7 protein-coding genes and 1 pseudogene are annotated in these 14,832 nt (G+C 54.6%); 3 read left to right on the top strand and 5 right to left on the bottom strand.

Going from position 1 to position 14,832, the window contains the following annotated elements; genetic code table 11:
• Positions 1-294: 294 nt before the first annotated feature.
• Together ACR0MJ_RS10605 and ACR0MJ_RS10610 are read right to left on the bottom strand one after the other, a co-directional pair.
• Positions 295-1,101: a SapC family protein gene (locus tag ACR0MJ_RS10605; RefSeq protein WP_480760917.1), complete on the bottom strand. Its 807-nt coding sequence runs from the start codon at positions 1,099-1,101 to the stop codon at positions 295-297.
• 64 nt (positions 1,102-1,165) lie between these two features.
• A complete protein-coding gene (locus ACR0MJ_RS10610) occupies positions 1,166-5,020 on the bottom strand; it encodes an Ig-like domain-containing protein (RefSeq protein WP_480760918.1) in 3,855 nt (1,284 codons plus the stop codon).
• 349 nt (positions 5,021-5,369) lie between these two features.
• On the opposite strand from ACR0MJ_RS10610, the gene ACR0MJ_RS10615 reads away from it, so the two are divergent.
• Positions 5,370-7,283, top strand: coding sequence for a M10 family metallopeptidase C-terminal domain-containing protein (locus ACR0MJ_RS10615; protein WP_480760919.1), 1,914 nt, complete (start codon positions 5,370-5,372; stop codon positions 7,281-7,283).
• Positions 7,284-7,303: 20 nt separating this feature from the next.
• Here the strand turns inward: ACR0MJ_RS10615 and ACR0MJ_RS10620 are convergent, their stop codons facing one another.
• The 3 genes from ACR0MJ_RS10620 to ACR0MJ_RS10630 all read right to left on the bottom strand — a co-directional run bounded on the left by ACR0MJ_RS10620 (position 7,304) and on the right by ACR0MJ_RS10630 (position 12,042).
• Positions 7,304-8,611 carry an HlyD family type I secretion periplasmic adaptor subunit gene (locus tag ACR0MJ_RS10620; RefSeq protein WP_170561493.1) on the bottom strand — a complete coding sequence of 436 codons (1,308 nt, stop codon included), beginning with the start codon at positions 8,609-8,611 and terminating at the stop codon, positions 7,304-7,306.
• Positions 8,611-10,350 carry a type I secretion system permease/ATPase gene (locus ACR0MJ_RS10625; RefSeq protein ID WP_480760920.1) on the bottom strand — a complete coding sequence of 580 codons (1,740 nt, stop codon included), beginning with the start codon at positions 10,348-10,350 and terminating at the stop codon, positions 8,611-8,613. Before ACR0MJ_RS10625 ends, ACR0MJ_RS10620 begins: the two co-directional genes overlap by 1 nt.
• A gap of 360 nt (positions 10,351-10,710) precedes the next feature.
• Positions 10,711-12,042 carry a nucleotide sugar dehydrogenase gene (locus tag ACR0MJ_RS10630; protein ID WP_480760921.1) on the bottom strand — a complete coding sequence of 444 codons (1,332 nt, stop codon included), beginning with the start codon at positions 12,040-12,042 and terminating at the stop codon, positions 10,711-10,713.
• Positions 12,043-12,397: 355 nt separating this feature from the next.
• On the opposite strand from ACR0MJ_RS10630, the pseudogene ACR0MJ_RS10635 reads away from it, so the two are divergent.
• Positions 12,398-12,523 (top strand): annotated as a pseudogene (locus ACR0MJ_RS10635) (IS5/IS1182 family transposase); the annotation flags it as partial.
• Positions 12,524-12,763: 240 nt separating this feature from the next.
• On the top strand, positions 12,764-14,743 hold the full coding sequence (locus tag ACR0MJ_RS10640) for a bifunctional 2',3'-cyclic-nucleotide 2'-phosphodiesterase/3'-nucleotidase (RefSeq protein ID WP_480760922.1): 1,980 nt from the start codon (positions 12,764-12,766) through the stop codon (positions 14,741-14,743).
• The last annotated feature ends 89 nt before the right edge of the window (positions 14,744-14,832 follow it).

Here is a 14,832-nt window from a genome sequence, read left to right on the forward strand (position 1 = left end):
CGCGCTATCAACCCCAATAAGGCCTGAGCCAAGAATGCACCGCCAGCGGCATTCTGGTAAGCTTGGATTGTCCTTGTTTTGGACCCACTTCGTGCCACAATCGAACTGCTCTGAACAGCCTGTCGCACTTGTTGGTCAAAAGCGTTCTTTGAAAGTTGTTTTGATCGTGCTGTTGCGCTTGCTCCGGTCGTTCCTCGCGTTAAAGATGTCTCGACATCGGCTAGGTTGGGCGTTGAGGTGCAGGCTGAAACTGACAGTAACCCCGCTGTTATGCCAAGGATTCCAAGCCCGAGCTTAACCCATTGCATGGATCGCGCCCTCCTTGCATTGTCCGAGCCAAACCTCTTCAGCAAGTGCAGTCATGAATCCGCCAAAGGTGTCGTTTTGTTCTGAACTCCTCGTGCCTGATTGGCTCTGTGCACTGGACAGCCAAACGCAATGCGACAGGGATACTTGATGAGCGTGAATCAACCGTAGCGCGCCGCTGGAAAGCAGGGCCAATTTATAAGACTCGGGCAATCGTTCCAGCAGAATTGGATCAACGCCCCAGTAACCCTCGGTCAAAGTGATGCCATTCTGTTCGTCCAGTGGTACAAGCAGACCCATTTCAGCGATCAAAGAGCAGACTTGGTCCGTTTTGTTTGCCGAGGCCAGGCGATTTTGCAGAAAGCGGCGCACATCGCATAGATCCTGTGTCAAAAGTCCGTCCACTGTAAAAAATGGTTGGTCCTTAGGGTCATGTGTTACCAACCCTGAATCCTCGTCGACAAACAGACGTGACCGAGAGTCGCCCTTTTTCAAAGCTTCTGCCTGGAACGGAAAGCAACGCAACGCTGAGGGCACATAAGGCGCAAGCCAGCGACCGTTTTGGTCGACGAAGGGCTGTGCCACTTCCGGGATGACTGAGAATAGTGCGACGGGAGAAAAACTCGTTTGGTTTGAAAGGAACACAATCGGAAAAGATGTGGCAATTTGCGGAACTTCTGAGATGACGATGGGACAGGCGTCCATCTCTGCAACAAATTGGTATGATGTGAACCGGCGCCAGAATCGATTCCTGTGCCGTACAAGGCTGACTGGGAAAAGGCCGTTCTCTGCCATGTGATCCTCTTGTTCTGAAGAGGCGAGGCTACATTTGTGCATCGCCCCAAGCTACGAGCGCCGTTTAGGCTGAAGCGCCAGTTGGGTCAGTGATCAGGATGTTGTCGTCGGACAAACTGCTCAGATCGTAAAGGCCATCGAACTGTGCAAGCGCTTCGACCGACGCCGAATCTGGGCCAGAGTAGTCAACCTTGACCAGAATGCTGTCAGTGCCGTCCGTTGCCAGCAGATACATCTCATCACCTGATTGAGCACCATTCAGGTTTTCGGCTGCGCTAGTGATTGTATCCAGATCAAGGTCCGAAAGCGTGGTCTCTAGCCCGACGAACCCGGTGTTGGCACCAATTGTGCTGCCGGCCACCAAGGTCTCCACACCGGTCCCGTCGCCGCGAAGCGATGTGGTATTCAACCCCTGGAACATCAAGGCGTCAGAAACGCTGGCTGCTGGGCCCAGTGTGAAACCATTGATCGTATCAATGCCATTTGAAGATGGGTCAGCTTCGAAAACGATGACGTCTCGACCCGCCCCGGACACATCTATGGTGTCGTCGCCCTGGTTGCCGCGGATGAAATCATCAACATCCGAGCCCGTAATGGTATCATTCCCACCGGTGCCGAGATGGAGCTGTGATGGCCCTCCGTCTGGAGTGGTCAACGTCAAGACGATGGGTTGGTTCGCGTCCTGAACTGTCATGGTAAATGTCACCACAGGCTGCGATAAATCCCCATAGCTCGTGGCCGCGCCCGCGAAACTGATTGCGGAACCTCCATTCGGGTTAGCCAGAAAGAGATTGAAGTCTGGGTTTTCTGTCTCGGAGCCGCTATCGTAGGTCGCCACCGAAGGATCGAACCCCAGCTCGGCGGTAAAGGCCAGACCGCTTGAGATATCGCGATCGGAATCTGCGTAGACCTCGAACGTCACTGTCGTTCCGCTGCGACCGGCTTCAACGATGGTGTAGGCCGCCGGAACATGAGCAATTGCCTGTTCGGACACCGGATCAGGATCGGGGCCGCCTGCGACTGTCGCCTGTGCTTCGAAATCGAGGGCGTCTCCCGCTTCAATCGAGGCAAAGCTTGCAGCAGGCGCGGACAGGGTCCAGCTCCCATCGGCTGCAACTGTGGCCGAACCAAGCGAGACCGAGTTAAGCGTGACATCGACCGCTTGTCCGGCAGACAGGCCTGCGGAACTGCCTGATACAGTCATTCCAGTGTTTTGTGCATCGCTCAGCGACACGGCACTATTGGCACCCACATCATCGATGTAGAGGATAGGTTTGAAATCCGTGGCCAACATGGTTGTCGCATCGGTTGCCGGGTTTCCTGCGGCGTCTTGAACCGATGCCGTGACCGCAAAATTGCCTCCATCGGCCAAACTGGCCAAATCCGCCGAAGGAATGCTTGTGCTCCACAAGCCACCAGAAACCACCGCACTGTAGGTCTGGTTATTAAGGCTAATCGTTACAATCTGCCCGTCCTCGGCATTTGTTGTCCCCGACACATTGAGGTCTGTTCCCTGTTCAACGATATCCAGAACCGATCCAGCCGAAAGCGGGTTCAATGCAATTGTTGGTGCGCTGAGGTCGGTGGTGAAACTGGTCGTCGCAGCATTCGTGTTGCCAGCCGCATCCGTGATTGAGGCGTTCACGTCATACCTTTGCCCTTCCTGCAGGCCGCTCAAGTCTGCGGCCGCAGCTGTGAATGTCCAGATGCCACCGTTTACTATGGCGATTCCGCCGGTCAGAACCGCACCTCCGGACTGGACGATCTGTACCGAAACTTGCGTACCATTGGCCGCATCAGAAGTTCCCGAGACCACCAGATCCGTTGCTTGCTCGGTCAGGTTGACTACCGCTCCATCTGACAGTGATGATATGGCGAGCGACGGGGCGGAGAAGTCCGTGTCGAAGCTGTTGGTCGCCTGTATCGCCAGATTGCCGGCGGCATCCGATACATCCGCTGTCACGCTGATCGTAGTCCCATCGGGTAGCGCCGCCAAATCCGCCGAGGGGACACTCACCGACCACCCCCCGGTTGAGGCCTGTCCTGTGTAGGATTGGCCGTTCAGATTTACGGTGATTGTCTGACCATCTTCGGCGGATGTAGTGCCCGTAATGGTCAAGTCCGTACCACGTTCCGCAGCATTCAAAACCGCTCCGTCCGAAAAACTGTCGATACTCAGAGTTGGGGCGGTGACATCTTTGGATAAGTTGACGCTGGCTTGCGGGGCGCCAAGGCCGTCGGCGTCCGTCACGTCGCCTGTGATATTGAAGTCTCCGCCATCGGCAAGCGCAATGAGATCGGCGCTGGGGATTGTCACACTCCAACTGCCGCCCGAGACCGAGTCGGTATAAGTCTGCCCATCAAGGGCTACTGTTACCTGCTGCCCGTCGGTTACGTTCCCTGTTGTCCCGCTTACGACCAGGTCAGATCCGGTTTCGACCGCATTCAGGATAGCCCCGACCGACAAGGGAGTGATTGCAATTGATGGGCCCGTAAGATCGACCGGAACGGATACCGATATCGGTGTTGCCGAATTGCCTGCTGTGTCGCTGACGGCAACTGAAACGGATGCGGGCACACCGGTTGCCAAACCAGACAAATCGGCATTCGGGATCGTCACTGACCAACTGCCGCCCGATACAGAACCCGTGTAATCCTGACTGTCGAAAGATACATTGACCACCTGGCCGTTTTCAGCTGTGGTCGTGCCCGACAAGACAAGATCCCCAACGACATCGGCCAGATCTATTGAACCGCCACCCACTGGGTTTAGTGTCAGATCAGGCGCGGTCAGATCAGTGTCAAAACTTCCATTGGCCTGAGCTGCTGGGTTCCCTGCGCGATCCGATACATCAGCCGTCACCGTGACGCTTGACCCGTCTGGCAGCGTGGTAAGATCTGAAGCGGGCACCGAAACGCTCCAGCCGCCGCCCGAAACGGTGCCACTATAGGATTGCCCACCAATCGCTACCGTTACGGTCTGCCCATTCTCGGCATCCGTTGTGCCAGAGATTTCGAGATTTGTACCTTGTTCTGCAGCATTCATTACCGCACCCGCCGAGAATGTATCGATGGTCAGGACCGGCGGAATGGTATCAACGTCGAACCTTGCGGTTTCAGCCGATAGCTCCATCCCGCTACCATCCAGATGGCGCACGGAAACATCCGAGATCCCCTGAGGCAGGGCCGCTGCCTCGGCCTGCGTCAGTGAAACGCTCCAGCTTCCATCGCCTGTAGGAGTGACTGATTTTGTCACCGATCCGATGGTAACTTCGACAGTCGTTGTTCCTTCCGGCGCTGTTGTTTGGCTGCTGAGATTGCTCAATGCGTTTGATTGCAGCTCAGCCAGGTTCAGGCTGGGCGGTCGAGGAGGTGAGGGGGTAACGGTGGGTTTGGCGTCAGTTTCATCGTCGCTGTCTCCACCGCCGCCGCCTCCGCCACCGGCAGCTGCAGCACCGGCTATTCCCAACCCGCCCAAGGCCAGCCCGGCACCGCTTATGCCACCTGCGGTTGCTGCGGTCGCACCTGCGGCCTCTGCGGCTAGACCTAATTGTGCAATTTCGCCGACGACTTCATCTGCAACCATTATGGTGCCGTTTTCCAGAATCTGTACGTTCTCGGCAGAGACAACAATCGTCCGCCCATCTGTCAGTTTCAGCTGCACGTCGCCATTCGAAAGCAGCTTTGCCACCCGAACGCCCGGAATTGACTCAGCAAACTGATGTGACGCAAGCTGTTCATCGGTGGCCTGCGCAAGAGCTGGTAATGCGAATAGTGTCGAGCCAAGGCCGCCAGCAACCCCGCGTCCTACCCATTGCTGAAGTTTTTTGTCGAACCATTTGCGGATATGGCGCGTACGTTGCGCATCGGGCCCGGCGTCCGTGGTCGATTTATTGGTCGAAACGGTATCTTTGGTCATTTTGCCCTCTCATTAGATGGACGCTGGTCGTTGCGTGATATGCTGTTTTCGGCCGATCTGGTCTGTGGTTTGATCTTCTGAGCCATTCGACCGCTGCGAAAAATTTGAGTTAATCTGGAACTGAAGTCCTTGTTTTCACCACATTTCTGTTCTGGTTCAGAACCGAACATCGCTTCATCCTGTATGTGTTGCCAGGGGTGGCAGGGGGTAACGGGCGATGATGCTTCAGTTCGAAAGAGTGGCGGCAACGGGGACCGCAGCGCTCGATTCAGGTATCGGCGATACGGCTTTAAAAACGTTTAACGGGGAAACGTATCTTTACAGCACGAGCGGATCCGGGGGAGGGCTCGTGTCTTGGCGCCTTGTGGAGGGGGCTGGCCCACAAGAACAGGACCAACAATATTTCGATGCCTCGATTGCCTATCAGGTCGGGCACAGCGGAACCCCGATTCATCTGGCGGGCAATAATCAACTGGTCCTCGACGTCGATACTGCCACAGGGCTTGTGGGTTATGAACTAAACGCGGATGGCACTATCGGTGCCTTGCAAGAAACCAATGCCTTGACGGGCGGCGGGGATATCGCTGCAGCGGTTCAGGTGACGATTGGGGCTGGCGACTTGCTTGCGCTTGCGCATGAGGACACAGGCCAGATCGGCACCTACAGTATTAATGGTGATGGATCGCTAAGCCCGGCGCATAGCATCAACGCGTCTGCCAGTACGCTTCAGACCCTGCAATCGGGGTCGAATCATTTCATTGTCGGCGCAGATGCAACCAGTGGAACAATCTCGTCATATTCGATCGATCAAGGCAGCGGCGTGCTCTCTGAGGTTGCCGGTAATGACGATATCCAAACGCTGGGCATCAGTTCTCCTACGGCGGTTGAGACAATTCAAGCCTATGGAAAGTCATGGATTGTTGTGGCCGGATCGCAAAGCAATTCGCTAAGCGTTATGGAATTGGGCGCCAGCGGGCAGTTAAAGCCGACGGATCATATTCTGGACACCCTGCATACCCGGTTTGGGGCCGTACAGGATCTTTCAGTCTCTGAGGTTGATGGTCGGGTTTTCGTGGTGGCTGGGGGCGGGGATGATGGGATCACGCTGTTTACAATGACGCCGGACGGGCAGCTCATCCATATGGATAGTTTTGCTGATACCCTGGACAGTGGATTGCAAAATGTTCAAACGATCAGCGTGGCGCATATGGGGGATGAACTGCAGATATTTGTATCATCTCAACAGGATGCAGGGCTCACTCAGCTGAGTATATCGATTGCCGACCTTGGAATTGTTGCCGAAGGATTCGGAACAGTAACCGGAACCGCGCAGGACGACATGCTGAAAGGCGGCATACTGGACACTATTCTGGACGGCGGAGCAGGGGACGATATGCTGATTACGGGCACCAGTTCCACGACCATGACGGGTGGTGCTGGCGCGGACATCTTTGTGATCCGTCAAACAAGTGGCCCGACTGTGATCACGGACTTTCAGGCCGGCACCGACCGTTTGGATCTGACTGATTATCCTTTTCTGCGCACCCCAGCGCAGTTGGATTTCACTTCCACCGCTCGAGGCGCCCAAATCGCTTATCGCGACGAAACGATAGAACTTGTTTCAGCTAATGGCACGTCCCTGACAACTGAGCAGGTATTCGGCGCAGGGTTTGGTGGTCCCGATCATATTCCTGTCAATCTGGGTAGCGGGCCGGATAACAACTCATCAGACGGGGTAGCTGGTGGGTTCACGCTGAATTCGACGACTCCAAACGCAGCGTTGGGAAATGCTGAAATCCGGTTCACCCCAGACGGAGGGTCTGCAGTTGTTGCGCAGGCTAATGCACAAGGTGAATTTGATCTGGATCTACCAGACGGCGCGTTTTCCGGCCAATTGGACATCATTAAATCGTATTCAACGGCAAGCAGCGAGATAACAGCGCTGGATGCATTGCAGGTTTTGCGCATGTCGGTTGGACTTGATCCCACATGGGGTCCGGCAACGGCCGAAAATTACATTGCGGCCGATATCACCCGGGATGGATCGGTAAACGCGTTGGATGCACTGGCAATTCTTCAGGTTGCAGTTGGCCAGCCTTCTGCGCACAACGCTGAGTGGGTTTTTCTGGATGCAAATGCGGGTCTATCCGAAATTTCACGCAGCAACGTCACCTACGAAACCGGAGCAGAGGTCACAATTGTTGATAGTGATCTGTCGGTCGACATGACCTCAATACTGCTTGGCAATATCGAGGCAGTTTGAATGCGACTGCGTGACCGGTGCTATTCTCGAAACGCGCGGTAGAAGTAATCTGCCAATGGTTTGACCAGGTAAGAAAGCGGAGTGCGTTCATCAGTTTTGATCATGGCTTCGACAGGCATACCTGGCAACAGTTCCTGACCATTCAAACGGTCCAGTTGTCCTTCGTCAGGCACAACTTCAGCACGGTAGAAGGTAAAGCCGCTTGTCTCATCTGTGAATGAATCTGCTGATACATTGATCACACGGCCATTCAGCTCAGGCGTGTCGCGTTGATTGAATGCGGGAAAGCGCAGGGCGACTTCCTGCCCGCGATGTAACTGATCCACATGCAACGCATCCACCCGTGCTGCGACCAACAAGGGCGTATCCTGAGGCACTACATACATCATCGGCTCACCCGGCTGGATCACAGACTGGATGGCAAAAACCTGACTGTCGTAAACTGTGCCAGCGACGGGTGCACGGATGTCTAGACGCGACAAACGCTCGGAAAGGGAAAGACGACGTTCCGCCAGTTCTACAACGCGAGACTGCACATCCCGAAGCTCGGTGATGGCTTCTTCGCGCCGCGTGGCCTGCAATTCAACAATTTGAATCTCGGTCGTGGCGATCTGGCCTGTCAGTCGCGCAACTGTGGATTCGAGGCTGCCGATTTGCCCTGTTAGATTTGCCTCTTCCCGCTGCAATGCAGAAACGCGGCTGGCCTGTGTCAGGCCGCGATCAAGCAAACCTTGCTGATCTTCGAGCTCCGTTCTGATCAATTCAACCTGAGTATTCAGTGACGCCAATTGCGCCTGCGTCCCCTCAATCTCGTTCTGGATCTGTATCTTCTGTTTCCCAAGCTGGTCGATCTGCTGGGTCAGCGTTTCCAACCTGGCGTTGAACAGACGTTGTTGGCCTTCCAACAGATCGTCGTCGATCGATTCGCGGGTTTTGAGCTCTTGCAGATTTTTCTTCAACGTATCTGCGTTCGCACCATCCCGTTCAGCCTCTAGCCGGGTCTTTCGGGCAAGTAACTCAAATAGCTGAGATTCCACGATCGTTTGTTCCGAGGCCAAAAACGTATCGTCAAGCCGCAGCATCATGTCCCCACGCGCCACTGCATCACCGTCACGTACGAATATCTCGCCTACAACGCCACCATCGGGGTGTTCGATGACCTGACGATTGCTCTGAACTTCGATCACACCTTGCGAGATAATAGCACCGGCCAGCTCAGTGCGGACGCTCCATAATCCCAGTCCCAGGATCAAAACTGCCAGAGCCAAAAGGCCGACAAAAGCGGGCGCTTTAATACTCCAAACGGGACGTGAACTCTTGTCTGCCATTATTCACCCACCTTGTTCAGGTGCCTTTTGATAACGTTGGCGTTTTGGACCATCGTGTTCAAAACTTCATCGCGCCCACCGGATTTGACGATCTGGCCTTTCTCGACAACGACAAGATCGTCGCATTCCGAGATCGCTTGAGGCCGGTGCGTCATGATAATCGTGGATTTGCCCGCGCTCTTGAGCTCGCGGACCGCGTTGTTCAGGGCGAGGGTTCCGTCTGCATCCAGGGCCGAGTTTGGCTCATCCAGAATCAACAATACCGGATTGCCATAGAGAGCGCGCGCCAATGCAATCCGCTGTTTCTGCCCACCGGAAAGCTGGCTGTCATTGCCCTCAAGGAAGGTATCGTATCCTTTCTCAAGCCCCAGAATCAGCTCATGCGCATTGGCTGTTTTCGCTGCGGCAACTACAGCTTCGGGATCAGGGGTTTGTGACATCCGGGCGATGTTTTCAGCAACCGTTCCGTTAAAGAGGGTCACTTGCTGTGGCAAATAGCCAATATGTTGCCCAAGATCATCAGGGTCGTATTGATCAAGTGTAGCGCCGGCCAAACGGATTTCCCCTGCCGCCGGTTGCCAAAGGCCCAACAACGCTTTGGCTAGGGTTGTTTTGCCAGACCCACTTTTACCAATCACACCCAGAGCTGTGCCGGGGCGCAACTCAAGTGCCGCATTCCGTAGTGTCGGTGTCTTCGCGCCCGGAGGGATCACCGTCAGGCCCTTTGCGACAAGATGTGCTTTGGGAACGGGCAGTTTGGTGCGCGACGCCTCGGGGGGCGTTGAATCAAGAAATGTGTTCAGGTTAATCCATGCCGTGCGCGCGCGTTCGATCATCGACCATTGACCCACCGCCATTTCGACCGGAGCCAAAGCGCGACCTAGAAGGATCGTGCCAGCAATCATAGCACCGGGCGTCATTTCGTTGCGCAGAACCAGCAACGCGCCAAGCGCCAGCATGGCGGATTGCAAAAACAGCCGCAGAGACTTGGTCAACGAAGTAAAGCTGCCGGTCCAGTCGCTTGCGGATATGGATTGAGAAAGCGCCTCGGTGCGTTGGTTCAACCAGCGTTTTGAGACATCTTCCTGCATGCCCTGAGATCTGACGACCTCGGCAGCTTGTCTGGCGTGTTCAGAAAATGCATTTGCTTTGGCAGAGGCGATTTGAGCATCTGCCACTTTGCCATGGGTCAACGCTTGGTTCAGTAGGGCGATAACAACCAGAAGCGTTCCGCCTGCGACGGCCAACCAGCCTAGCAACGGGTGGAACAGGAAAATTGCAGCCACAAAGATTGGAGTCCAAGGGATGTCCATTACCGCCAACAAAACGGGCGAGGCACATAATGCACGGATCGATTCCAGATCTCGCAATGCAGTCGCAGGCGCTGATCGAACCTGTGGGAACAATGCGCGTCGCATGGTCCCTTCAAACACGCGTTCATCGAGTGCCGATTGAAATCGCGCTCCGAACCGAGCCACAATTCGGCCGCGCGCATAGTCCAACATCGCCATCAGCGCATAAAGCAGCGCGACAAGCAGAAATAGCGCTGATAAAGTCTCGACCGAGCGTGACCCAAGGACCCGATCATACACTTGTAGCATGAACAGCGGTCCGGTCAGCATAAGCAGATTGACAAAAACGCTGAAAATGAAGGCAAGCGCCAGGAAACTGTTCCCCTGATTACGCACCTTTCGCAGCTCATGGCGCTGAGGCGGGGTGTTGCGGTTTTTCAAGCTCACGCGTTTTGGCCCTTGATTGCTCACAATTGGAACTCGTCAACAGCCAATCTTCCTGTACCCGAAGGCGGCCTGACATTTCCCGCAACTATATCTGCCTACCTGCACCGGAACAACGCGCGTTTCATGCGCCGCCAGTTGTTTAGGCGGTGTTCGTACCTATGAATTGATTGGAATGGCAGGAAAGTGCCGACATTTTTTCCTTGCGGGTCCAATTCTCAGCGCATTCATCCAGCGCTTAGGACACCGTCAAACCATTCAGAGTTTTGGTCCCGCGTAAGCGGTCATACGAGCGACAGCCGTTCCTAAGTACCATCCGCCAGATGTTCCGGCCCAGCTACGCAGAGCCGGTCGCAGTTTCATTTAAGCACGAACAATATTTTGCTCAGAGGTACGGTATTTACCGCGGGTGTCGATGAGGAGCTTCGCGTGTTTTTTGATCAACTCATAATCAAAGGCATCGTGATTAGTCGCCAGAATAACTGCATCCTGCTCCGACAGAACCTCAGGGGTAAGGGTCTCAGATGACAATTCGAAGAAGTGTTCCCGCATCGTGGGAAACTCGGGCACATGGGGGTCCGAGTAGCTGAGGTCTCCGCCATTGTCTCGGATCAGCTCCATCAAGCTGACAGAAGGGCTCTCACGCATGTCGTCGACATTTTTTTTGTACGCGATGCCCAAAACCATAATTTTACTGCCACGAATCGCTTTGCTGCGATCATTCAGCGCATTGGCGAGTTTGCCAAACACATATTCCGGCATCGCCGTGTTCACTTCACCGGCCAATTCGATGAAGCGTGTGTTGATGCCGTATTCACGTGCTTTCCAGGTCAGGTAAAATGGATCGATAGGGATGCAGTGCCCTCCAAGTCCCGGACCCGGATAGTAAGGCGTGAACCCGAAGGGTTTGGTCGCGGCCGCGTCGATAACCTCAAAAATATCGATCCCCATGCGGTCAGCAACGATTTTCATCTCGTTCACAAGGCCAATGTTTACCGCCCGGTGGATATTTTCCAGAAGCTTTGTCATCTCGGCAGTTTCAGTCGAGCTTACTGGTACAAGTTTATCAATTGCGTGTTCATAAAGCGCGATACCCGCTTTCAGGCAGGCGCCTGTATGCCCGCCGACAACCTTTGGGATGGTATTGGTGGTAAAATCCGGGTTGGCTGGGTCTTCCCGTTCAGGTGAGTAGACCGCAAAAATATCCTCGCCGACCTTGAGGCCGTTCTTCTCAAGCCGAGGCAAAACTTCTTCTTTGGTTGTGCCTGGATAAGTTGTGCTTTCCAGCGCAATAACCTGACCCGGACGCAAATGATCTGCTATCTGATCGCACGTGTCGGTGACAAAGCTCAGATCAGGCTCGCGATATTTGTTGAGTGGCGTTGGCACGCAAAGCATAATGCCATCCGCCTCAGCGATACGCGAAAAATCCGTGGTAGCCTCGAACCTATTTTCCCGTGCCGCTGTGATGCGGGCATCGTCGATATGCTCAATCGAACTGTGACCGGAGTTTAAGTCCTGCACCTTTGTGGCATCCAGGTCGAAGCCAATGACCCGGTATCCAATTTCGGTATATCTGAGGGCCAGGGGCTGTCCGACATATCCCAGTCCAACAATCCCGATCACAGCCTGCTTCGCATTAAGTTTGTGTAGCAGGTTGTCCAGTGATGTCTGTGTCATGACAAAATCGCTCATTATCTAAGTCTGCGCAGGAAAGTCAGAGGGGGCCCGAATACGAAGTCGCGTCTCTACTAGTTGCTTTGGTGGAAAAGGCAATGGGTATTTGCTTTGCAAACAGTTTTGGCCATTGTAACTTCGTCAAGTTCGGAAGCCATTGACTTGCAGCTTTCACTTTTTTCCCGATTGGAAAATTGAACTGAAATCATGATTGAGTTCATCGGCTGGCTGACGCGCAGATAGCACGCCTAGACCCTTCATCCCGAAGTCGCCTAGAAAGCCCCGGTTCGACGATAGGTGTGTATTGAGAGAAATAGTCTTTTTCATTCACAATGATATGCGCTGACGTGCCGCTCATGCCGTTTATGGTCCGCGCAAGACCCCGGTCAAATATGACAAGCGTTGGTACAGACGGCAAAACCGCGTCGAGATCACGTCCGGTAGGCTCAAGGGTCTAATGCGCGTTGCGGCGCTCTTTGACCGCTGTTCGGGGGTCTGACTTTCAGCTAGCGCTCTCGCGGAAACCGCCATCCATTGGTTGGATGGACTGACGATGGGGGCAGTTCGCTGCAATCGCCTTTGGTGCGTAAAGTGGCTTGGACTGAGCAATTCAATACAATAGGCTTTTAGGATCCTACCCCCAAGTTCGACATGTTTGATGCAAAGATCTTCACTGTCATACCCTTGTTGTGAAAAGCATCCAGAACACGCGTCGATCTACAAACCTGAGAGGTGCCTTATGTCCTATTCCAATCGTAGTTTGATTTCGCGCCGTCAGTTTCTTGCCACTACGACCGCCAGCGCTGCTGCCATTACCTTGCATCCCTTTTCGGCGGCGGCGGCCAACAATCAGGCGCATCTGAGGATCATGGAAACCACTGACATCCATGTTCACGTGTTCCCATACGATTACTATGCGGACAAACCGCGCGATACTGTCGGGCTGTCGCGGACCGCTTCGATCATCAATGAGATTCGTTCCGAGGCGACAAATTCGCTGCTCGTCGATAATGGAGATTTTCTGCAAGGCAATCCGATGGGCGATTACATCGCCTATGAGCGGGGCATGAAAGAAGGCGACAGCCATCCGATCATCACTGCCTTCAATACTGTTGGTTATGACGCTGCCACTTTGGGCAATCACGAGTTCAACTATGGCCTAGATTTCCTTGATAAAGCGCTTGCTGGTGCAGAATTCCCCGTGGTTCTGGCCAATGTTGCAAAAGAGACTGGGGCATCCCCCCGCGATGATACGACTCTGGTGAAGCCCTATGCCATCCTTGAGCGTGAGATTGAAATGGGGGATGGCAGCAAGCATCCGATCAAGGTTGGTGTCATCGGATTTACTCCGCCTCAGATCATGAACTGGGATCGCAAGCATCTGGAAGGCAACGTGCAGGCGCGTGACATAGTCGAAACGGCGCAGGCTTACGTACCCGAGATGCAAGAACAAGGGTGCGACCTGATCATCGCCTTGTCGCATTCCGGCATTGGGGATGCGGATCACGCTGATGGAATGGAAAATGCTTCAGTCGTTTTGGCAGGGGTCGATGGCATCGACGCGCTGGTGACCGGGCACAATCACCTCGTATTCCCGTCCGCTACCTTTGCTGATCGTCCCGGCATTGATGTCGACAAGGGGACCTTGATGGGCAAACCGGCGGTGATGGGCGGATTTTGGGGGTCACATCTTGGCCTGCTGGACATGCTGCTTGAGCGCGACGGAAACGAATGGCGGGTTGTGACGACAACGTCCGAGGCGCGCCCGATTTCAAAGCGAAACGAAGACCGTTCGATCACAGCACTTGTTGGCGACGATCAGAAGGTGCTGGACTCGGTCGCGAAAGATCACGACGAAACACTGGCTTATGTACGCCGCGCGGTCGGCAAGACTTCGGCTCCGCTGCACAGCTACTTCGCGTTAGTTGCGGATGACCCATCGGTGCAAATCGTCTCGATCGCGCAGAAATGGTACGTCGAAGAGATGATGAAGGGCACCGAACATGAAGGTCTGCCCATTCTATCGGCTGCAGCGCCGTTCAAGGCCGGGGGTCGCGGCGGCCCGGACTATTACACAGATGTTCCGGTGGGCGATGTTGCGATCAAAAACGTAGCTGATCTTTACCTGTATCCCAATACCGTGCGCGCGGTACGCGTGAACGGTGCTCAGGTTCGGGGTTGGTTGGAACGCTCGGCGGGTATGTTCAACCAGATCGAGGCGGGATCCGAGGATGCGATTTTGCTAAACCCGGACTTCCCTTCCTACAATTTCGACGTGATGGACGGTGTGACCTACCAGATCGACTTATCGCAACCGTCGCGCTTTGGACCCAAGGGGGAAGAGGTCAACCCGGATGCAGCCCGTATCGTAGATTTGGCCTTCAACGGTGAGGCGGTCACGGATGACATGGAGTTCATCATTGCCACCAACAACTATCGTGCTTCGGGCGGCGGTTCTTTCCCGGGCGCAATGGGTGATACCGTCGTGTTCGAAGCCCCTGACACCAACCGCGACGTGATCGTGCGGTATATCGTCGAGCAAGGAACAATCGATCCCAAGGCCGATGCAAACTGGTCGTTTGCGCCGCTTTCTGACACCACCGTGTTGTTTGAAACTGGTCCAAAGGCGCGCGACTACATGGGCGAAGTCAAAGGCGTCACCATCGAGGATGCCGGTGAAGGCGCTGATGGGTTTGCGGCATTCCGCATCAGGCTCTAGCAAGGGTAAGGTCCAAATTACAGTGTGAGCGGCCGTCTTAGATCATTCATCTGACGGCCGTTCGAAGGTGCTATGTTGCTGGGCCCCGT

Source organism: Ruegeria sp. C6, assembly GCF_056537625.1.